20 protein-coding genes are annotated in these 22,104 nt (G+C 40.2%); 14 read left to right on the top strand and 6 right to left on the bottom strand.

Annotation, left to right across the window (positions count from 1 at the left end):
- Positions 1 to 469: 469 nt before the first annotated feature.
- From PLE33_05755 to PLE33_05690, 14 genes are all read left to right on the top strand, one after another.
- Complete coding sequence (locus PLE33_05755; GenBank protein HPS60749.1) at positions 470 to 1,105, top strand: nucleoside monophosphate kinase; 636 nt, start codon at positions 470 to 472, stop codon at positions 1,103 to 1,105.
- An 11-nt stretch (positions 1,106 to 1,116) separates the two neighbouring features.
- A complete protein-coding gene (locus tag PLE33_05750) occupies positions 1,117 to 2,811 on the top strand; it encodes a TrkH family potassium uptake protein (protein HPS60748.1) in 1,695 nt (564 codons plus the stop codon).
- A 29-nt stretch (positions 2,812 to 2,840) separates the two neighbouring features.
- Positions 2,841 to 3,545, top strand: a complete 705-nt coding sequence (locus PLE33_05745) for a TrkA family potassium uptake protein (protein ID HPS60747.1) — start codon at positions 2,841 to 2,843, stop codon at positions 3,543 to 3,545.
- Between the two features lie 4 nt (positions 3,546 to 3,549).
- A complete protein-coding gene (locus PLE33_05740; GenBank protein HPS60746.1) occupies positions 3,550 to 4,287 on the top strand; it encodes a hypothetical protein in 738 nt (245 codons plus the stop codon).
- On the top strand, positions 4,256 to 5,332 hold the full coding sequence (locus PLE33_05735) for an RluA family pseudouridine synthase (protein HPS60745.1): 1,077 nt from the start codon (positions 4,256 to 4,258) through the stop codon (positions 5,330 to 5,332). Before PLE33_05740 ends, PLE33_05735 begins: the two co-directional genes overlap by 32 nt.
- On the top strand, positions 5,304 to 6,536 hold the full coding sequence (locus PLE33_05730; protein ID HPS60744.1) for a bifunctional 3,4-dihydroxy-2-butanone-4-phosphate synthase/GTP cyclohydrolase II: 1,233 nt from the start codon (positions 5,304 to 5,306) through the stop codon (positions 6,534 to 6,536). Before PLE33_05735 ends, PLE33_05730 begins: the two co-directional genes overlap by 29 nt.
- Complete coding sequence (locus PLE33_05725; protein HPS60743.1) at positions 6,526 to 7,290, top strand: TPM domain-containing protein; 765 nt, start codon at positions 6,526 to 6,528, stop codon at positions 7,288 to 7,290. Before PLE33_05730 ends, PLE33_05725 begins: the two co-directional genes overlap by 11 nt.
- On the top strand, positions 7,291 to 7,869 hold the full coding sequence (locus PLE33_05720; protein HPS60742.1) for a hypothetical protein: 579 nt from the start codon (positions 7,291 to 7,293) through the stop codon (positions 7,867 to 7,869).
- Between the two features lie 4 nt (positions 7,870 to 7,873).
- Positions 7,874 to 9,046: an ion channel gene (locus PLE33_05715; GenBank protein ID HPS60741.1), complete on the top strand. Its 1,173-nt coding sequence runs from the start codon at positions 7,874 to 7,876 to the stop codon at positions 9,044 to 9,046.
- Positions 9,047 to 9,057: 11 nt separating this feature from the next.
- Positions 9,058 to 9,558 (top strand): cyclic nucleotide-binding domain-containing protein, encoded by a 501-nt coding sequence (locus tag PLE33_05710; protein ID HPS60740.1) that lies wholly within the window; start codon positions 9,058 to 9,060, stop codon positions 9,556 to 9,558.
- 320 nt (positions 9,559 to 9,878) lie between these two features.
- Positions 9,879 to 12,242 (top strand): endopeptidase La, encoded by a 2,364-nt coding sequence (lon, locus tag PLE33_05705; protein ID HPS60739.1) that lies wholly within the window; start codon positions 9,879 to 9,881, stop codon positions 12,240 to 12,242.
- A 2-nt stretch (positions 12,243 to 12,244) separates the two neighbouring features.
- Positions 12,245 to 13,690, top strand: coding sequence for a polysaccharide deacetylase family protein (locus tag PLE33_05700; protein ID HPS60738.1), 1,446 nt, complete (start codon positions 12,245 to 12,247; stop codon positions 13,688 to 13,690).
- Positions 13,691 to 13,819: 129 nt separating this feature from the next.
- Entirely contained in the window at positions 13,820 to 14,452 is a 633-nt protein-coding gene (locus PLE33_05695) for a lysophospholipid acyltransferase family protein (protein ID HPS60737.1), read from the top strand.
- Positions 14,453 to 14,959: 507 nt separating this feature from the next.
- Positions 14,960 to 15,406, top strand: a complete 447-nt coding sequence (locus tag PLE33_05690) for a hypothetical protein (protein HPS60736.1) — start codon at positions 14,960 to 14,962, stop codon at positions 15,404 to 15,406.
- Positions 15,407 to 15,653: 247 nt separating this feature from the next.
- Here PLE33_05690 and PLE33_05685 read toward each other — a convergent pair whose 3' ends face one another.
- From PLE33_05685 to coaBC, 6 genes are all read right to left on the bottom strand, one after another.
- Positions 15,654 to 17,312 carry a tetratricopeptide repeat protein gene (locus tag PLE33_05685; protein HPS60735.1) on the bottom strand — a complete coding sequence of 553 codons (1,659 nt, stop codon included), beginning with the start codon at positions 17,310 to 17,312 and terminating at the stop codon, positions 15,654 to 15,656.
- A gap of 119 nt (positions 17,313 to 17,431) precedes the next feature.
- The gene (locus PLE33_05680; protein ID HPS60734.1) at positions 17,432 to 18,145 is read right to left on the bottom strand and encodes a biotin--[acetyl-CoA-carboxylase] ligase; all 714 of its coding nucleotides are present in this window, start codon (positions 18,143 to 18,145) and stop codon (positions 17,432 to 17,434) included.
- The gene (queA, locus tag PLE33_05675; protein HPS60733.1) at positions 18,146 to 19,186 is read right to left on the bottom strand and encodes a tRNA preQ1(34) S-adenosylmethionine ribosyltransferase-isomerase QueA; all 1,041 of its coding nucleotides are present in this window, start codon (positions 19,184 to 19,186) and stop codon (positions 18,146 to 18,148) included. It lies immediately after the preceding gene.
- On the bottom strand, positions 19,183 to 19,950 hold the full coding sequence (locus PLE33_05670; GenBank protein ID HPS60732.1) for a DUF3108 domain-containing protein: 768 nt from the start codon (positions 19,948 to 19,950) through the stop codon (positions 19,183 to 19,185). Before PLE33_05670 ends, queA begins: the two co-directional genes overlap by 4 nt.
- Positions 19,950 to 20,690: an SDR family oxidoreductase gene (locus PLE33_05665; GenBank protein HPS60731.1), complete on the bottom strand. Its 741-nt coding sequence runs from the start codon at positions 20,688 to 20,690 to the stop codon at positions 19,950 to 19,952. Before PLE33_05665 ends, PLE33_05670 begins: the two co-directional genes overlap by 1 nt.
- On the bottom strand, positions 20,687 to 21,886 hold the full coding sequence (coaBC, locus tag PLE33_05660) for a bifunctional phosphopantothenoylcysteine decarboxylase/phosphopantothenate--cysteine ligase CoaBC (protein HPS60730.1): 1,200 nt from the start codon (positions 21,884 to 21,886) through the stop codon (positions 20,687 to 20,689). The genes PLE33_05665 and coaBC overlap by 4 nt, the downstream gene beginning before the upstream one ends.
- Between the last annotated feature and the right edge of the window lie 218 nt (positions 21,887 to 22,104).

Raw genomic sequence — 22,104 nt, 5'->3', positions numbered from 1 at the left:
CAAGAGGTGGTTGACCAGGAGGTCAACCATCCGGGAAAAAAGCACAAGAGGTAGTTGCCCAGGAGGTCAACCATCCTGGAAAAAAACGCAAAAAGTAGTTGACCAGGAGGTCAACCATCCGGGAAAAAAGTGCAAAAAGTGGTTGACCAGGAGGTCAACCATCCGGGAAATAAGCGCAAGAAGTGGTTGACCAGGAGGTCAACCATCCGGGAAAAAAGCGCAAAAGGTGGTTGACCAGGAGGTCAAACATCCGGGAACAAAGAGCAAGAGGTGGTTGACCAGGAGGTCAACCATCCGGGAAAAAAGGGCAAGAGGTGGTTGACCAGGAGGTCAACCATCCGGGAAAAAAGCGCAAAAAGTGGTTGAACGGGACATCAATCATCCGATATTACTCTGCGAGCTAAAAAAATTTTCATTTCGCTTGACAGAACAATGTAACTGCTTTTTTTTGTTAAAAAAGAGGTAAATTATGTTAGATGTAATTGTCTTTTTAGGAATCCAGGGTAGCGGTAAAGGCACTCAGGCAGAACTTTTGGCTGAAAGGACAGGATTTCAACACATAAATATTGGAGATCTTTTTCGCGAAGAGGTTAGCAAGCAAACAGAGCTGGGGAAAAAAGTGCAAGAAATTATTGCCAAAGGTGAACTTGTTCAGGACGACCTGGTTTTTGAAATTGTGAATGCCTCTTTGGCGAAGAATTGTCCTGGTGTTATTTTTGATGGTTTTCCCAGGACTTTGGCTCAGGCGGAATATTTATTGCGGAACTATAATGTAAAAAAAGTTTACTATCTGGAATTAAGCGCTGAAGATGCAATAGCCAGAATTGAGGCACGCCGTGTTTGTAGTTCCTGTGGTGAAAACTACAATATTCTAAGTAAAAAACCCAAGCAGGAAGGTATTTGCGATAAATGCGGTTCTCACTTAATTCAAAGAGCGGATGATTCCGGAGAAGCAATTCGGCAAAGAGTGAAGGAATTTTATGCTCAGACCTTTGCCTTGAAAGAATTTTTTGCGAACAAGGGTTTACTGCGTGAACTTTCTGCTCGCCAAACGATTGCTGAAATTCAGCGGGAAATAGTTACTGACTTGCAATCAGGTAACTAAAAAACGAAACTATGCCCTCGGAAAAAAAATCTGGAACTATTAGCCATATAGAATTAATTGCCTATTTACTGGCTATTTGGAGTTTCTTAGTTCTTTTTCTGGAACCGATTATTGAATATTATACCGGTGCTTATAAGACCATTGTCTTTATTACTGCCCTGGCAAATTTAGGGCTATTGGTACTTACCATTTTATCGCGTTTGTTATCAGGAGAGGTGAAACAAAGCAAAACAATTGTTTATTTTGATCTTGCGATGTTGATCTTGGGTTCTTTGCTGCTTAGTTATCAGGCAAAGTTTGTAATCTTTTTCCTCTTGATTCGGCAGACCTGGTTTATTGTGCAATTTCTTCTTTTTACGGCATTTGAAGGTAAAATATACAAGTTGCTGATGAAGAATCCACCTGTTTCCTTAATGCTTAGTTTTGCAGCGGTAATTTTAGTTGGTACTATTTTGTTAATGCTGCCTGCTTCTTCTACGGAAGGATATATCACAAACTTTATAGATGCTTTGTTTACTGCTACTTCTGCTACTTGTGTAACGGGTTTGATAGTTGTGGATACGGGCACCTATTTTTCCTTATTCGGTCAGATTGTAATTTTGTTGCTGATTCAAATTGGGGGATTAGGGATAATGACGATATCTACAGCTTTTGCTATAATGCTGGGGCAACGGATATCTTTAAATGTGCAGAATGTGATGCATCAAGTTGTTGGTGAGACCCCGGTAATTGATGTGTTTAAACTTTTGCGGGGAACTGTGTTAGTTACATTGCTAATTGAACTGATTGGAGCGATGTTTCTTTTTTTCAGTTTTGCCAATATGATGCCTGTTGCGAAAGCGATTTACTATTCTATTTTTCATTCTGTTTCAGCATTTTGCAATGCCGGTTTTTCTTTATGGAGCGGTAATTTAGTCAGTTTTGTGGAATCCCCGTTGGTAAATTTCAGTTTCACTTTTTTAATTATTCTGGGGGGATTGGGTTTTGCGGTTTTAATTGACATCTATCATTTTTTCTTTCATCATCAGCAGGTGCGAAAATTAGCATTGCATTCCAAAATAGTGCTAACTGCTACTGCATTATTGATTGTTTCTGGTTTTATAGGACTTTATATTGGAGAATATTATAGTTCTATGAAGGGTTTTACGGTTTCCAGAAGGGTTTTCAGTTCCTGGTTTCAATCCGTAACGGCAAGAACTGCCGGCTTTAATACCATTGATATTAGTTTATACAGTTCCGCTTCGGTGTTATTAACCGTTATTTTAATGTTTATTGGTGCTTCCCCTGGTTCCACTGGAGGGGGAATTAAAACCACAACTTTTTCGGTATTGGTGCTTTCCGTGCTTTCAATGCTCAGCGGAAAAAATGACCTGTTAATTTTCAAGCGCAAAATACCGCAATCCAATGCCAGAGAGGCAACAACCCTGGTAACTCTGGCTTTGGCTATCATTTTAACGATAATTTTTATTTTGCTGCTTATAGAACCGTTTCCCTTTGAAAAAATACTGTTTGAAGCATTTTCTGCTTTTGGAACGGTTGGCTTAAGTATGGGAATAACTTCTCAGTTATCTTATGCAGGTAAACTGCTGATAACTATCTTGATGTATATTGGAAGGATAGGACCTTTAACTTTGGTGTATGCAATTTCTATTCGCAAAAGACAGCCCAATTTCTCTTATGCGGAAGAAAAAATCTCCATTGGCTAAAGGAACTGTTGGAAAAAGGAGTAAAAAAAATGGCAAGATACGGAGTAATAGGTCTCGGTCGTTTCGGTATGACCGTTGCTAAAATATTGGCAGAAAACGGGATGGAAGTGATTGCCATAGATAAAAATCAGGATTTGGTTAATGAAGTAAGCTCAATCGTTACTTTCGCCGTTTGCATGGATAGCACCGATGAAGATGCTTTAAGAGCTCAAAACCTGAATGAGACAGATGCAGTGATTATCGGTATCGGAAGTAATATTGAAGAATGCATTCTCACTGCCGCTATCCTGAAAAAAATTGGTGTGGGTATTATCTATGCCAAAATTGAATCGGAATTGCATGGCAGAATTTTGAAATTAATTGGCGTGCAGCATACTCTTCTGCCTGAAGAAATGGTAGGCAATCAATTGGCAAGAACCTTAATTTCCAGTAATGTTCTGGAATATATCAATCTCTCCAGTGGGCACATAGTAGTGGAAATGATTGCTCCCAAAGAATTTGTGGGCAAACCATTACAGGAACTTGCCCTGCCTTCAAAAAGAGGGGTGAATGTAGTTGCCATCAAATATAACTACCTTTCAGTAACGGAAGATGGGCAGAATGTAATAGAAAATCGGTTGAACGATATGCCTGGAGCCAATGATATTATTAACGAAGGCGATGTGCTAATTTTGCTTGGACCTAAAGGCAATATAGACAAGCTTATCTATGAAACGGCAGTAAATAAGGATTAAAGCAATGAAACGCTCTTTTAAAACCAGATATCATATTTTGATTGCCATTCTGTTTGGCATCATCGTGTTACAAACCCTTATTCTATTATTTTCGGTAGCTCAGGCACAGGATTTAGCTACCCTTGCCAGCGATATTCATTCCATTGTAATCATCTTCGTTTTTCTCATTTTTGTGTATATCGTTATTCTTTACAACTATATACCCTACCGTTTGCATAAGGCGATTTATGAGGTGGAACAGCTGATTGAGGAAATTTCCAGCGGCAACTATCAAATTGATATAGACAGCTCTATTTATGATCAGGATAAAGATTTCCAGGAGCTGGTGAATGCCCTGAACAAAATGCTGGAGATAATTACCCGTTTTGATCAGGCAAAAGCGGATAAAATATTTGAACACCATCAGCGCCTCCAGCTGCTAATAAACCTTCTACCCCAAAGTATCTTAATAACCGGTGCCAATGGCGATGTAGTTTATTGTAATGAACCTTTGCGTAAACGCTTTCCGATGATTTCGGAAACAGTGAATTTGAACGAACTGATTTGGAAAAACGATTATTATTCCCGCATTTTTTCTGTGATAATGGATTCTTTGCGCTATGGAAATAATATTTACGATGTGATTGTGGAAGATGTAGTATATTTAGGCAAAGTGCGAATCAACGGTTCTGTTGTAAGAAACAGGAAAGGAATTTCCACCGGCGCAGTTTATGTGCTGGAATTTTATAACAGTGAAAGATAAACTGAAGGTATTATACTCTTTACCTGCCTCGCAGAGATTAGATAAATATCTGGTGGAATTGAATATCCAGGAATTGTATTCCCGCAGTTTTATTGAGCGCCTGATAGAAGAAGACAGAATCCTGGTAAATCTTACTCCGGTGAAAAAAAGCTACCTGTTGAAGGAAGGAGACGAAGTTATCATCAATCTTCCGGAACCTGAACCGATGGATGTTTTGCCGCAGAATATACCTCTGGATGTAATTTATGAAGATGATGATCTTGCCATAATCAATAAACAAGCCGGAATGATTGTGCATCCGGGTTTTGGCAATCCGGAAGGAACTTTGGTAAATGCCATACTATATAGATTCGGAGAAAATCTTTCCAGAGGCAGAGAATTGAATAGACCTGGAATTGTGCATCGTTTGGATAGAGGCACTTCGGGATTGATTATTATAGCTAAAAATGATCCTGTTCAGGCACGGCTTTGTGAAATGTTTGCCAAACGCTTAGTAAAAAAGACCTATCTGGCTATAACTACAGGAGTTCCCGAACCCCTAAACGGTGATATAGAAACCTTTCTGGCACGCAGTAATAAAAATCCCAGAACAGTTTGCGTGGCAAAAGAAGGACGCCATGCCCTTACTACTTATGAAACGCTGAAAACCTGGCATTATTTTGCCTTGGCGAAAGTGAATCTTGCTACCGGAAGAATGCATCAAATAAGAGTCCATTTTGCCTATATTCATTATCCCGTTTTGGGGGATTTATTATATAACAGCAGAAACTATGTGCATTCATTGGTGCCGCAAAATATGAAACGCAAAGTTACTGAATTGCTTGTTAATCACTTACACCGCCAGGCGTTGCATTCATGGCAACTGGAATTTGAACATCCGATAACAGGCAAGTTGTTGAATGTTACCGCTCCCTTACCGGAAGATATAAAATACACTTTGCGCTGGTTGAATAATTATTTTAGTATTGACACGGATACCCGTGATGTTAATGTGTTACTGAATGAGGATATAAACAATGGACAGAATGGAACAGGAATTGGATAGAACTGTTTTCGCCTCTATTGAAGAAGCGATTGAAATTATCCGCAAGGGTGAAATGCTAATCGTTGTAGATGACGAAAATCGGGAAAATGAAGGCGACTTTTTGCTGGCTGCGGATAAAATCACACCTGCCAAAGTGAACTTTATGATTAGCCAGGGTAAAGGTCTGCTTTGCGTTCCTTTGGATATTGAGGTTGCCAACCGTTTGAATATCCCTTTGATGACTAATAAAAGCAGTGACCGCCAGGGAACCAAGTTTGCCGTTTCCGTGGATGTGATTGAAGGCACTACTACAGGAATTTCAGCTGCGGAGAGAGCAAAAACCATCAAAGCATTGGCAGACCCAAATGCGAATGCTTCTATGTTTATGCGTCCGGGGCATATATTTCCTTTAATTGCAGAGCGGGGAGGGGTTTTAAGAAGAGCAGGCCATACTGAAGCTGCTGTAGATTTAGCTAAACTTGCCGGTCTGAATCCTGTAGGAGCAATATGTGAAATTATTCGCTCGGATGGAGAAATGGCTCGGTTGGATGATTTGATTCTTTTTGCCTCCAAATTCAACCTGAAAATAATCACGATTGAGGCGTTAATTCACTGGCGGAGAAAAAAAGAGCACCTTGTGCATCAGGTCTCTCAAGCACAGCTGCCAACCCGGTTCGGTCAATTTAAAATTATTACCTATAGCAGCGATATTTCAGATGAATATCACATTGCTTTAGTGATGGGAGAAATCAATAAAGATGAGCCGGTTTTGGTGCGTGTTCATTCCGAATGCTTAACCGGCGATGCGTTATTCAGTTTACGCTGTGATTGCGGAGAACAATTGGCTCGTGCCTTTCAAATGATTTCAGAAGAAGGACGCGGAGTAATTCTTTATATGCGTCAGGAAGGTAGAGGAATTGGTTTACTGAATAAAATTAAGGCATACCATTTGCAGGATGAAGGAGCGGATACTGTGCAGGCAAATATCCAGCTTGGTTTTCCCCCGGATTTAAGGGATTATGGAATCGGAGCACAAATTTTGAAAGACCTGGGGATAAAGAAAATGCGACTAATGACCAATAATCCGAAAAAAATAGTGGGTTTAAGCGGTTACGGACTGGAAATTGTGGAACGCGTGCCAATTGAAATTAAACCCCAGGAAAACAACCGCGAATACCTGAAAACCAAAAAGGACAAGATGGGGCATATCCTGAATGATATATAAACGGTTCTTTTCCGCTATTTCATTCCTTTTAGCAGCAACATTACTGTTGGGCGTAGTTGTGCCCAAAAAAGTTGGTTTTGTAAATGACTTTGCCAATGTTTTAAGTGCTGAAACCCGCAATAAGATTAATGACTGGGCAATTGAGTTGCGGGAAAAAACGGATGTGGATCTGGTAATAGTAACTCTTCCGAATATTGAAGAAGCCGATATAACAGATTTCGGGGTTCAACTATACAATAAATGGGGAATTGGAAGTAAGCGGGATGAAGGTGTTTTAGTGCTTTTGGCTTTGCAGGAAAAACAACTGCGTTTGGAAGTCGGCTATGGTTCCGAAGGATATTTAACCGATGCCTATACATTTCAGGTTTACCAAACAATGAAAAGCTACCTTACCCCGGGTAATGAAAAATGGGATGATGCATTCATTCAGGGTTCAATGATGTTGCTTTCTGCCATAGCCAAAGAAAAGGGAGTTACCATCACCGGTATCTCAGAATATGCCCAGAAGAAAAAAGAGAGTAATTCCTCAGGGTTAGGCATATTTGCTTTTTTGATAATTTTCGTTATCTTAATAATAGTCACTCGTGGTAGAATTTTGGAGTGGCTTATCTTGATTAATATTTTTGGCGGACGCGGAGGTGGAGGCAATAGTGGTTCCTGGGGTAGCGGTAATAGCGGCTTCGGGGGCTTTGGCGGTTTTGGTGGCTTCGGAGGTGGTCGTTCTGGAGGTGGGGGAAGTGGAGGAGGTTTTTAAATGATTTTTTTAAAGTCACTCACTTTTATCTTATGGAACATAGCCCTGGGCACACTTTTAGTGTTGCTTCTGAATTGGCTGTTGTTCAATCGCAAAGCAAGATATATCTTTGGCAAAAAGATACCGCTAACTCCAGGTTTCTTTGTTGCCAAAAGAGAATGGGTGTTTGATAAAGCTCGTGATCTGTTACACGATTATTTGGATCAGGCAACCCATCCCTATATAAAAGACGGCTATCTTTACGGCTGGATAAAAAAAGTGCATCAGTATCTTTGGGAAAAAACAAGTTTTGTAGATGACTGGCGGTTTTTACCCGGAAAGTTCAAACAAACGATTAGGAATAAGATTACGGATGCGTTTACGGCTATTGCGGAAAACCTGTTACGCAAAACGGTGCCCAAATTGGTGGATAGCTTAAGGATTGAACATCGTATTGATGAATATGACATCCAATTCAGCGTGGATTTCTTCTATGGCTATTTCAAGCGCTATGTTTATAAACCGATGTTACTTATCTTTGCCGGAATTAACCTCTTGGTCGGCATTATGAATATGGTTTGGTTCTTGATTATCGTATAAACCAATGAAATTATTTGGACATCCCTTTCGGAAATTATTAGACCGCTTTAATATCCGCGGAGAAGACCAAAAACTGCTTATCCGTTTTTTATGGGTATGCTCTTTTATAGCCATTCTGCTATTGATTTCCGCATTGCTGGCTTGGGGTTTTGAACATCAGGGCGGGCAGCAAAACTCTATAAAGTCATTCTGGGATGGTATCTGGTGGGCAATTGTAACAATAGCTACAGTTGGCTATGGCGATAAATACCCGGTTACCTATCAGGGTCGTTTTGTGGGTATCATTTTGATTATTGTGGGCTATTCTTCATTATCTTTTTTTACGGGTTTGGTTGCTTCCCTTTTTGTGGAAGACCGGCTGAAAGGAGCTAAGGGCTTGAAACAGATAAGAACGCACAATCATATAGTAATTTGCGGCTGGAACAATACCGCCGATTATTTTTTGAAAGCGATGGTGGAAAAAAAGGCAACCGAGATAGATATCTGTGTTGTAACAAATAATCCGCCGGAGTTTTTTGAAAGGTTGGAATCTCGTTATCCAACTCTTTCGCTGAAGTTTGTTCGGGGTGAAACTATTCAGGAAGAAACTTTAAAGCATGCTTCCGTAGAGACGGCTGCCCGGGTTATCATTTTGGCGGATGAGCAATTTGAGAGCTCCAGTGCTGATGACCATAGTATTATTGTTGCTAATGCAGTTCATTATCTTGCCAAAAAAGACAGGATAACTGTGCAGCTGGTAAATCCTGAAAATCGTTCTATGCTGCAGCGTTTAGGTATTCAGAATATTATTGTGTGGGATGATATTGGCGGTTATGTTTTAGCCAATACCGTTGCAGATAATAATTATCTGGCTGTTTTCTGTCAACTGGCACAGGATAGAGAAAATCATCTGCAAACGCAAGAAATTCCTGCTGAATTTATCGGGAAAAGCTTTGGCGAGCTATCCGATTATTATTATCAGGAATGCGGTTACTTGCTTTTAGGAGTAATAGCCACGGAACCGGAGCTTGAACTTTCCTCTATTTTTACGGAGGATAGCAGTGGTATAGACCAATTTATTCAATATGCCTTAAGCAAATCCCGTAAACAAATTCCGGAAGAGAAAAACAATGTGCGCTGGAAGCCAAACAGGGATGTTACGCTGCAGACAAATGACTATGCCATCCTGATGGTTTAAAGGGGGAAAGAATGATAGAACTGGAAACTCTGGCTAAAGTTCCCCTTTTTACAGGAGTAGATACTGAAGCGCTGATATTTTTACAACCCTGCTTTAAACAACTGCTGGTTCCTAAAGGTACGGTAATTATTAAAGAAAACACGGAAGGTGACCAGATTTTTATTCTGGTGCAGGGCAAAGTGCAAGTTACGAAAGACCTGGTAAAGGGCTTTGATGAAGATCAGCTGCTAACGGAAAAGGTTTTAGCAACCCTCAGTGATGAATCGCTGCCCACTTTTGGAGAAAATGGTTTATTGGCACATGGAATCAGAATGGCAAATATCATCGCTCTTGCGGATAGTGAATTATACACTCTTGCCAGAACGGATTTTGATAGCTTTGCAGCTAATAACTACCGGGCAGGTTATATCGTGATGAGGAACATAGCCCAGAAATTATCACAAAGCTTGAAAGCCACCGACGATAATTTGGTTAAGCTGGCAACGGCATTATTTATTGCTGTGCAGTGTTAAGCCATCTGAAATTTGCTTGTTTCGGGAAATTGATTAGTATATATAGATGAATCAAAAAATAGGGATGTGATAGTTACGATACGGAACTTAATTTACATACTGAAATAACATTGTTATGTTAGAGATTATATATGGAGTCCTGTTGCTTAGAGATTACAGGATGGTATAATTAGTTTAGATGATGGCAGTTTTCATTTTAGCACTTGCCGGGAAATCCAGTTAAAAATAATTATCCGGATTTCTGATAAGGCAGGTATTATACCTAACCTTTCGTTTAAGAAAGGTGTTAACGAACAGAAAAAAAATCATTAGGAGATAAAGTGGATAATACAAGCAATAAAATACCCCGAACTTTACCCGTGCTGCATATGAGCAATGTAGTGATGTTTCCCTACCTGCTTATGCCCCTGGTGGTTTCGGATGAAGAATCTAAGCTGGTGATTGACTATGCACTGGCTAACGATAAATTGATGGCATTTTTCCTGGATATGGAAAAAGAGGATGGCGAAGTAACTGAACTTGTCAAATTCGGAACGGCTGTAACTATTTTAAGAATGCTGCGCAATCAGGATGGTTCAATCAGTATGCTGCTACAGGGTTCAGCGCGCATCAAGCTGCAGAAAATTGTGCAGAAAACCCCGTTCATTATGGTAGATGTGGAAGCAATTCAAGAGCAATATGAAGAAGATACGGAAATTCAAGCTTACCGAACTGTAGCTTTGGAACTGCTGGAAAAAATAGCCGAGGAAAGCACTATCCTCAATCGGGAAATGATTGCCGGGCTTAGCAATATCAAGCAGGCAGGCAGAGTTGCCGATATCATTGCCGGAAACATTGATTTACCGATTTATGACCGCCAGCAAATATTGGAAACGATTGACCTGAAACAGCGTTTCCGCTATCTGAACAATTGCCTGGCAGAACTGATTAAGCAGATTAAGGTGGAAAATCATATCCGCAGCAATATTCAGCTGGAAATGAATGAAGACCAGAGGCGTTATTATTTACGGGAACAATTGGATGCCATTCGCCGAGAATTAGGCGAAACAGATGAAGTCAGCAAAGAAATATTGAAATGGCGAGAACTTATAGAACAGAAAAATCTGCCCGATTATGTGCAAGAAACGGCTCTGGAAGAAATAGACCGACTTTCCACTATGCAACCTGCTTCCAGTGAATATAGCGTAATCCGCAATTATCTGGAGTGGATTGTGAATTTGCCCTGGAGAAATTATAGTAAAGATTGTCTGGATTTGCATAAAATTGAGCGCATTCTGGAAAAAGACCATTACGGCTTGAAAGAAGCCAAGGAACGCATTCTGGAATTCATTGCGGTGAAGAAGCTGAAAGGTAATTTAAAAGGACCTATTCTCTGCTTTGTAGGACCTCCCGGAACAGGAAAAACCTCCATTGGTAAATCGGTTGCCAGAGCTCTGGCGCGTAAATTTATCCGAATGTCCTTAGGTGGAATTCACGACGAAGCGGAAATTCGTGGACACCGGAGAACTTACATTGGTGCTATGCCCGGGAAAATTATAATGGAAATTAAGAGGCAGGGGACTGCCAACCCGGTTTTTATGCTGGATGAAATTGATAAAGTAGGCAGGGATTTTAGAGGAGACCCCGCTGCCGCATTACTGGAAGTTTTAGACCCTGAACAGAATAACAGCTTTGTGGATAACTACATCAACCTGCCCTTTGACCTTTCGGAAGTGCTGTTTATAACCACTGCCAATTCTTTGGATACCATTCCTCCTGCCTTGCGGGACAGAATGGAAATTATTGAATTTACCAGCTATCTGGAAAATGATAAAATAGAAATAGCTAAGCGCTTTTTAATTCCCAGGGAAAAGGAAGATAACGGATTGGGAAAAGAAAAGGTTAACCTTACCAAAGGCGCTCTCCAGGAAATTATTCGTTATTATGTGCGCGAAGCGGGAGTGAGGAATTTACAAAGACGCATTGGCTCCATCTTTCGTAAGATAGCCAAAGAAGTTGCTATGGGTAAGCAGCAAAATTTAACTATTAAAGCTGAAGATATTGTTAACTACCTCGGTCCCCGCAAAGTAACTCTGGAATTGGCAAATCGCAAACCCGAGGTGGGAGTTGCCACTGGTCTTGCCTGGACAGGTTACGGGGGTGAAATCCTTTTCTGTGAAACACTGCGGATGCCGGGAAAGGGGAATATTATCTTAACCGGGCTTTTAGGAGATGTTATGAAAGAATCAGCACGCATCGCGGTCAGCTACCTGAAAGCCAATCATAGCACTTATTTGATACCACCCAAGATGTTTGAAACGGGAGATATACATATTCATTTTCCTTCTGGAGCAGTTCCCAAGGACGGACCCTCCGCCGGTTTAACTCTCACGGTTGCTTTGGCGTCTCTATTTACGGGACAGAAAGTGCGTCATGATATTGCTATGACCGGGGAAATTACCCTGCAGGGAAAGGTTTTAGCTATTGGCGGGTTGAAAGAAAAGCTTTTGGCAGCCAGGCGTGCAGGAATTAAAAAGGTAGTTATTCCGGAAGAAAATAGAGAAACCCTATCCGATTTTCCCGCCGATATTTTGGAAGGGATGGAAATTATGTATGTAACCGAAATTCACGAGGCAATCAAAATATTGCTGATTCCGAATAACGAGGTTGTTCAGTCAAAATCCAAAGCCGAAAGGATTGCCTGATTTTGGAACGCTATCCTAACATCAATATTCTGTTGAATCTGCCGGAAAAGTATATCCCGAAAGCAGAGTTTGTGCTCCGCACCTATTGTTATATATTACGGTTAAATCCAACCTTTCTTTACGGCAAGCACTATGAAGGTGCACACCTTTATTACGGCTTACCCGGGAAGTTTGATTATCCGTTGAAAATATATTACGAGCCGGAAACAGCAGAGTTCTTTGAAAGAAGGGAATTGTATCCCCTGGAGAAAGTGGATTTCTGCAAGTTCAGAAACGAACCCATTCCCTTTCTTTTTTCCCGCAGCGGAGCTATCTTTTCTTTTACGGAAGAGACCTGCTTCTTTCATAAAGATATAATTGCCAGCGGGTTTTATTTTTTAACCTGCTGGCATGAATATATCAGTTCTTTTTTCGGGCAAACAGAGGGCAGGATTGACTATAAACAAAGCTTGCAATACCGTTGGGATTTTACGGAAACTCCCGTTGTGGATGTATATTGCCAAATGCTGCTGTATGCAATGGAAAAATACTGTCCGCAATTCATCAGAGAAATAAGCTGGATAGAAAAAAAGCGTTTTGCCGTATCTCTTTCTCACGATATTGATTACTGGAATTATTGGAATAGTTCTGCCAAACTGGATGCCTTTAAATATAACCTACGGACATTTATCAAACGACCTGTTAATTCTATATATAAAATTTCTGGTCATTTTCTGCATAAAAATCTAATCTATAATCCCTGGAAGACAATGCGAACTTTAGTTCGCTGCGAAATGGACAGAGGGGTTCGTTCCACCTGGTTTTTACTGGCAAGGAACGATTTTCCCGATCAGCGTCAGAATTACATCAGCGATGTGAAAGCCCGCGTTCAGATAATGGATTTATTGGGTCAGCAAGATGTGGGTTTGCATGGCAGTCCGCAATCCGCATATAATCCTGAAGTTTTAGCTGAGGAGCTGGCAAACTTGCGAGATTTAGGATTTAATCCTGCCGGTTTCAGAACCCACTATTTGCACTTTAACTATCAGAAGAGCTTTGCTATTTTGGAAAATGCCGGAATTAAGTATGATTCCACTTTGGGCTATTGGGAGCATATTGGTTTTCGGGCAGGGATATCTTTTCCCTTCTTTCCCTTCAATATAGCTGAAAACAGACCTTTCCGGGTTTTGGAAATTCCTCTCATTGTAATGGATACAACTCTTTTTTCCAAAAAAGCGATGAATTTACACTATATTTCTGCTAAAAGTTCGTTGCGGAATCTGATTGATACGGCAGAACAATATCAATCCCATCTGTCTTTGCTGTGGCATAATACCACTTTTGATCCCATTGATTATCCTATGTGGGGTAAATTATACTGGAAAACAATTGATTATGCCTTAAAAAAACGGGGCTGGGTAACTTCTCTGAATGATATCTATGAAGAGTGGGTAACCCTTAGTTATTAAGACAATAGCATAATGAAATCACTGCTTTGGGAAGTCCTATTCTGCCTTTTGTTTCTTCTTTGGATGTTATTCTATATCCTATACCTCGTTGCCAAGCTACTTTTACCGCGAAAAATCTCCCACCGCTTTATGCAGTTTGTAGTCGGCTCCTGGGCTAAAATAACTATTTTATCCACAGGCAGCAAAGTGAAGGTCTCAGGAAAAGAAAATTTGCCTGCTGGCGGGAATATCTGCTTCGTCAGTAATCATCAAGGTTTGTTTGATATTCCTCTTATTTTGGGCTTTTTGGGAATGCACACCGGCTTTATTGCCAAGCGAGAACTATTTAAAATACCCATTTTAAGCCAATGGATGCGAGAAATTCCCTGCACTTTCATTGACCGCAGAAATCCCCGGAAAGCAATGCAGACCATTAAAAAAAGTGCGGAACTGATTAAAAAGGGCAATCCGCTGGTTATTTTCCCGGAAGGAACACGCAGCCGTAGCAATGAATTAGGAAACTTCCATTTGGGAAGCTTGAAACTTCCCCAGTTAGCGGAAGCGACGATTGTGCCTTTAGCTGTTAAAGGCAGCTGGCAAATCTATGAAAAAGAGAATAAAATCCGTCCTGCTACCGTCTATCTGAAAATACTACCGCCAATTAAGCCAGAGGATGAAATCTATAAAGATAAACGGAAACTTGCCGATTTCTTGCATTCCTGCATTTCCAGGGCACTGGAAGAAGAAATTTTTTGTACCGGCGCTCGCCGTAGCGCCGAATAAGATTTTTTTTGTACCGGCGCTCGCCGTAGCGCCGAAAAAATAAGGCGGAACAGCGTCCGCCGGTACTATTTTTGTTTTAACTCTAAACCGAGCTTCAGCTTTGACAGTATCGGACAATAAATAAATTTCCTGTTGCGATTACATATAGTTGCAACTACAAAAGTGTCGGTTTAGAGTCAAAACAAACAAGAATCCTGCACACTTACAACCGAGCTACAAATGTTTTCCTCATTTCAAAATTGTGAGTAAAAGCAAGAACAACAATCATCAATCATTCCTCTTTGTTCTTCCGTAACTGATGTCTTAACGAATCTTTAACAATGCCTTAAATTTGTTTAGGAATCGTTAAAGAATCGTTAAAGCTATATAAATGACAGGAGAAAGCAGCGGTAATTGGATAGCTGCACTATGCCCGGCAGGGTGAGAATAATTTTTGGAATTTTGTCACCTCTTATCTGTTTTTGTCACCCCCGGATATTATAGAAAGACACAAAAAGGAGAAAGAAAATGAAAGTAAAATTTCAATACGGCTTAGCGGGCTACACTGGTAAAGCAGATGGTTTGATCTTCTGCTACAACAGAAAATCTGGAAAGGTGTATGCTCGCCGAAAAGTGCAGCCGAAAATTACGGCTCATAATCACAGAACTGGTTCAATAACGGCAAATTTGCATTCCCTGAAGCCATCTACCGGTTTCAAAAATGATTTGCGGTTGTATTCGTTACGCTATAACGGTTTGCCGCAAAATGCTGAAAAGAATGTGTATTCCTGGGTGAATCTCTATTTGAAAATGATGCATAAATTGGCGGAATTGTATCCGGAAATTGATTTGAGCACTATTACCAGGGAATATATCTATGCTAACAACCTGCCTTGCATCAGCATTAAAAAAGCTGTAGAAACGGGTTTATTGCCTGAAGTTCAGGACTGGCAGTTTTTAGACCACTCCCTGTAAATGGACGATAACCTTGAAAATTGCCGTAGAAACAATTAGCAGGGATATTTAGCATTAGGGTTGCCGAATTCCGATTTACTTAATGCCGGGGAATAAGTTTACTCTGAAACCGGCATTATTGTGCCCCATCGGAATTTGACAACCCGTTTATTTGCATCTGCTTTTAGCTTTAGCTAAATTATTATAGCTAAAGCGTTACCCGGTTCAGACGCTAACCGGCTATTTTGATATACCCTGAAAAGGTTTACTAATAAGACGCCGTTGCCTGATTTATCAGCTGATTAACTCTATTGATCCGATTATTGATATCTGTGAGAGCATTTTCATCTGTAGCGCGTGCTTTGGCGTTATTTAAATATTCCAGAGCTTTACGGAAATTGGCTATAGCTGCGTTCTTGGCATTATCTCGCTGGGTTTTTAAAGTACTCGCTTTTTTACCGACTGCCTGAGCAGCTTTTTTCTCCAGGTCTATGAAACTGTTATAATCGGTTGTACCTTTGCTTTGACTTACCGTAGCAAGATATATATAGGGCAGATATAAAGTTGGATCATTTTGCAATGCCTTATTGGCATATAATTCGGTTTCGGTAAATTTATTCTGTCCCAGATAAATAGCTGCCAGATTCATATAAGCTAAAGCATTGTTCGGTTGATTTGTAACAAGAGCATTCAAGATATCAATAGCTTTTTTATTGATTGCTGCAACCACTGTCGGGTCGGATGTTTGGGAGGCCTTTAAGCGATAAAGGTTTACGGCGCTTAAATAAGCAGTTGCATTTTGGGGATTGGTTTTAATAGTATTTTCATATTTAGCAATGGCATCATCCAAACGATTGGCTTTCTGATAGGCGCTTGCCAAACGGGTAGAAATAAGTTCGTTTTCGGGATACTGATCAAAAATCGCTTCCAGATAGGGAATTGCCTCTTCGTAACGATTGAGGTCATACATCAGCAATGCCAAACGAGTTTTTGCCTCAATAAAAGCAGGGTCAATTTCAATTGCTTTTTTAAGTGCAGCTTCTGCTTTGGGGATGTTATTCTGTTCAGCATACAGGTTGCCGATGGTAAGCCACAAATCTTCATTATTATTTAAAGCAGCAAGTTTTTCCATAGTGTTTAAGCGCTTAGCGGGCTGATTTGTCTTCTCGTATAATTCCATTAAAGAATTGAGCGTTTGGGTATGTTGCGGATTTTTTTCCAGATTTATTTCCAGATTTTGAATTGCCTGTTCCAGCTTGCCTTGTTTGTAATAAACGGAGCCAAGATAATAATAAGCATCTTTAAGGTCGGGATTAAGCCCCAGAGCAAAATTGAGGTTTTTCTCTGCTTCCGCATAGTTGCCATTGGCATAATTATTTAAGGCAATATTATAGATTTTGCTCACTTCATTGGAAACTACATCATCAAGCTTGGCAATAAAAGTTGTTTCCAAAGTTTTCCAGCGGGCTTCTCTATCTTTAGTTACATTAAAATCCAGTTGAGTAAGTTCTTCTGTTTTTGCACTGAAAAACCGTGTTGATAAAGAAAACTGATCACTACTAATACTATTGATGCTACCTAAAACCAGGATATCGCATCCGGTCATTTCTGCCAGCTCTCTCATTTCTTCAATTTCCAGTTCTTCTACATCCCGATAACCGGAAAGCCGGAATTGTTCTGCCACTTCTTCCATATTCAAAAGTGAATATTGAGGGTGTTTAGCGAAAACATATTCCAGGTCACGCACGGTTAAAATCTTTTGAATGTAACCACTGGATGAATCCATCGTTTTAAGCGGTAAGATAGCTACTTTGGTAACAATCCCCGTATAGGGTTCAATATTTTCAATTTCCGGAACTGTGCGATTTGCCGTGCAGCCAAAGAGAAACAGCACAACAGTTAACACTGATAGTATCCATTTATTCATTATTCCTCCACTATATCCAAGGTCAAATTATTTTTTTTAACCTGATTTTGGATTTTGCATATCTGTCAAGAAAAACCGTAAACTGTTTACCGAAACAGAAAGAATTTAACTGAGGCAGGTTAATTTAAAAATTTTAAGATAGAGCCGGTATGCACCGTTATCAGTTCACCCTTTTCATTTCTTGTCAATAAAGCTCCGCTTTCGTCTATTTCAATAATTTCTGCTTCCAAATTCGTTCCGCCCGTTTCCAGTAAAGCAATGCGCCCTTTGCCAAAAAGATAGTCATTACAATAGTTCAGATAACTGCTCTGCTCATCCATAAAGACACAATTATCCTCCACCGTTTTAATTATTAAGCGGCAGAGTTCTTTATTAGAGACCTCAAAACCCAGAATATCCTTCAGGCAAATTGCACCGAATTTTCCCAGTTCGGAATCAATTTCATTATTGGTATTTATGCCCACTCCCGCGATATACATTCTTCTATCCTGATAGTAGTGACAGAGAATTCCCCCCAGTTTGTATCCGGAATAAATGATATCGTTAGTCCATTTTATTTGCAGTTTATCCTTCAGAGTTACAAACAGGGACTGCAAACATTGGTGGATGCAAAATCCCAGGTATAAGGCAAAAGAAGGCAGCGTTCTATTATTTTCGTAATCAAAAGTAAACCATAAGCCCTCTGGAGGAGACAGCCAAATATGATTAGCTCTGCCAAAACCGTCATTTTGAGTTTTAGCTTGCACGCAAAGGGGTTCTGCATTTAGTTCTTTTAAGCGTTTGTATTCCAGCATAGTGCTGTCTAATAAATCATAATAAAAGTAATTACGCATTCAATCCTCAATAAACATTGCATCGCCGTAACTGAAAAAACGGTATTTTTCCTGAACGGCAATATTGTATGCCTGGATAATAGTTTGATAGCCGCCGAAAGCAGTTATCATCATTAAAAGGGTAGATTTGGGCAGGTGAAAATTGGTGAGCAAAGCATCCGTTACTTGAAATTGAAAACCGGGATAGATAAAGATATCAGTCCACTTTGAACCGCTTTGCATTTTTCCTTCCTGCCAAAAGCTTTCTACGCTGCGGGTGCTGGTTGTTCCAATGCAGACGATTCTTCTGCCTTCTTTTTTGGCTAAATTGATGCTGTCTGCTGTAGCTTGAGGTATTGTAACCAGTTCGGAATGCATTTTATGGTCTATTATGCGTTCCGTTTTTACCGGACGGAAAGTTCCAATGCCAATGTGTAAAATAACTTCGCTGAAAAGCACGCCTTTCTCTTTCAGGGCTGTAAGGGTTTGGGCGTCAAAATGCAAACCCGCGGTAGGAGCTGCAATAGAGCCATTTTCTTTGGCATAAACAGTTTGATACCTTTCGCTATCCAAAGCAGTATCACTGCGTTCAATATATGGAGGCAAAGGGATGTGCCCGATGCGGTTAAGCTCTTGCCAGAAATCATTTTTGCAAGTGAAACTAATCTCTCGGAAGCCATCACTATTGCCCTTACTGATGAAGCCGCTTAAATTATCCGAAAAATACAGCCATTGGGGCTGTTTAACTTTTTTCCCCGGAGAGGCAATACACTGCCAAGTGTTTTCATTTAGTTTATTCAGCAGCAGAATTTCTATTGTGGTACCTGTTTCTTTTGTAGCATAAAGGCGAGCAGGAATAACTTTGCTGCTGTTAATGATTACTAAATCCCCTTCGTTCAGCAGTTGAACAATATCCGCGAACCTGCGATGAATTATTTCTCCGCTTTTTCTTTTAACCTGCATCAGGCGTGAGGCAGTTCTTTCCGCTGCAGGAAATTGGGCAATCAATTCCTTCGGCAGATAATAATTGTAGGTCTCAGTAGCTAAAAGATCAGGTGTCATACCTTTATTTTGTAAGGAACCTGCTGTGCACTTTTCAAAACTGCCACAAAACTGCCGATAGTTATTTTACTTTCCAGGCGCACGGGAATTTTGTATTCATCATTGGTAACCCAAATTAAAATTCTGCCGCTTTGCTTGAAAATTGCTTCTCCTTTCAGTTTAGGTTCAATAACCAGGCATTCAATATTGCCGAAAATGGTATTTTGCTGTTCTTTGCGGTGAACTAAAATCTCGGTTGGCATATTTCTGCCATCAGCAGTTATATTTACAATTATCGGTTTTCCCACTTGCAGATTTTTAGTGCGTGCTAAATAAAAAGCGCTTAAAATGTCTTGAGTTCCTGCAGGAATTTCCATTGTGCTGTTTTCAAAAACCTTGTTTTTGAAGTTCCATTTTTTATAGGTTGAATTTAACGAGGAATGGTCATAAAGGTGTACACGATGTTGACGGTAATGCCCTTCCTGTAAATTTTTGCTGAATTTATAGGGCTGAAGATTATTTTTATCCCACCAGCTTTCTACTGTGTCACGCACTTTATAAACTTTATCAAAGAAGGGATAGGTTTTGGCTGTGGTGGAAAGACGCCAAACCGGAGCACCCAGATAAACAGAACTTTCAGTTTGCAAAGATGCCTCTCCGGCACTTATTATTCCATATTTAACCGTGAAAGTAAGTTTTTCTCCTTCCCGAAAAGGAACTTCCGCTGCGGTCAAATTCGCAATCAAAATCAGGAAGAAGAAGATGGTGCAGAGCTTAACCTTCATTATACACCTCCGTCTATAATGATTTCTTTGCCATTGAGATTAGCAATGTTCTCCTCTATCAGCAGGTCTATAACTTTCTTAATTTCTTCTTTAGTAACTAATTTGCCGGTAGGGGCTTGGGCTAAATATTCTGCAAAATAGCGCTTCCGGAAGTTTAAATACTCTCCGCTGTAATCCTCTTCCAGATTGGTTTCTACCGGAGCTGGAGAAACAGCATTGATGAGAATATTGTATTTTGCCATTTCTAATGCCACGCTTTTTACTAAATTTACTATTCCTGCTTTGGAAGCGGCATAAGCACTACCATTTTTTAGTCCTTTTTGGCTAACATCGCTTCCCATAATTATTACTCTGCCAAAACCGTTTTCCTGCATTGCAGGTAAGGTCCAACGAAGGATATTATAGGTGCTCATCATATTTGTTTGCAGCACTTCAGCAAACTGCTGTGGCTCTGTTTTGTAAAGTGGTAAAGCATCCGAACTGCGAATTGCCGCACAATGAATTACAGTATCGGTTGTTTGTTGCAGAGACCGTTCCGCCTTTAAAACTGCTTCTTTTACAGCTTCGGAATTACATAAATCAACAGGATAGGAAAATACACCTTCTTTATCTAATAATTCTTCAATGCGTTCATTGCGTTTATGATAAAGTAATACCAGTTTGTATCCTTGCCGGTAATATTCTTTAGCCAGGTAACTGCCAATCTGAGAATTGGCTCCGCTTATTAAAATCTGCCTCATAGCTCTTTCAGAATGTTAATCAAGTTATGAGCCAGTGAGAATTTATCCCCTTTCATCACTACAGAATTGAGATTGGGGTCTTCCGGCAAGGTGGGATAGCCCTTAATTTTTCCCTGCACGATAAGTTCGTCATCTTCTTTACCGGCAAAGCGAATATCATTGGCACAAATAAGATCAAGGTTTTTACGGTAATATTTATCCAGAGCGCTTGGAATGAGGTTATCGGATTGAGCTGCAAAACCTACCAAAATTTGATTTTCCTTTTTCACTTTTCCCAGTTCGGCTAAAATATCTACTGTAGGAATAAGCTCAAGATTTAGTTCTTCCTGTTTGGGCAGTTTCTGGTTTTTTGTTTCTTTAGGTTTATAATCCGCAACGGCTGCACAACATATCAGCCAATCCATTTCAGGGTAACGAGTGATAGCTGCTTCATACATTTTAGCAGCACTTTCACAAAAAACAGCTTCTTTTAAATAATAAGGAAGTTCCAGCTGAATATTGCCGTAAATAAGAGTAACTTCAGCTCCCCTTAATGCTAAAGCGCGAGCAATCGCAAAACCCATTTTACCGGATGAACGATTACTGAGAAAACGCATCGGGTCAATTGCTTCAATTGTTGCTCCGGCAGTAAGCAAAACCTTAATTCCCTGTAAATCAGTTTGATAGTTCAGATAGGTCTTAATAGCATAAACAACTTCCGTGTTGGAAGGATATTTACCTTCTCCGGTAACGCCACAGGCAAGCATTCCGGTTTCCGGTTGTAAAACATAATTTCCCCGCTCCTTTAGTTTCCTGAGATTTTCCTGAACAATTAAGGACTGATACATATTCACATTCATTGCAGGAACAAAAAGCACCGGTTTATTGGAAGCAACTAAAATTGTGGAAAGTAAATCATCGGCAATTCCAGTTGCTGCCTTGCCAATTATATTTGCCGTTGCGGGAGCTACAACAATTAAATCTGCCCAAGAGGATAGGGTTATATGAGGAATAGGATCAATATCGGAAAACAGAGAAGTGTGCACACTATTATGCGTTATGGCACTGAAGTTTATAGGTGTTACAAATTTCATAGCATTTTCCGTTAGCACACATTTAACTTCCCAACCCTGTTTGTTTAGCTGGCTGGCTAAATCTATTGCTTTGTAAGCAGAGATACCTCCGCTTACACAGAGTAATATTCTCTTCCCTGACATTTTTTCCTCTCTTGATGTCTTTGGCTTTTACTTTATTTTTAATAGCGGATTTGCTGTCAATAAAAAAGGTCGGAAGGTCGAGAGGTCGAGAGGTCGAGAGGGCGAGAGGGCGAGAAGGATTTTGGGTAGCCGGAGCTCGCTGAAGCTCTGCACAATAAACAAACGAAGGATTAGCGTCCTCCGGCTACACAACAAAAAAGGATTTGACAGATATAGGG

The organism is Candidatus Cloacimonas sp. (assembly GCA_035403355.1).
In the GTDB taxonomy this organism is placed as follows: domain Bacteria; phylum Cloacimonadota; class Cloacimonadia; order Cloacimonadales; family Cloacimonadaceae; genus Cloacimonas.
The sequence above is the reverse complement of the archived record's forward strand: the minus strand, read 5'-3'. Positions and strand labels throughout refer to the sequence as shown.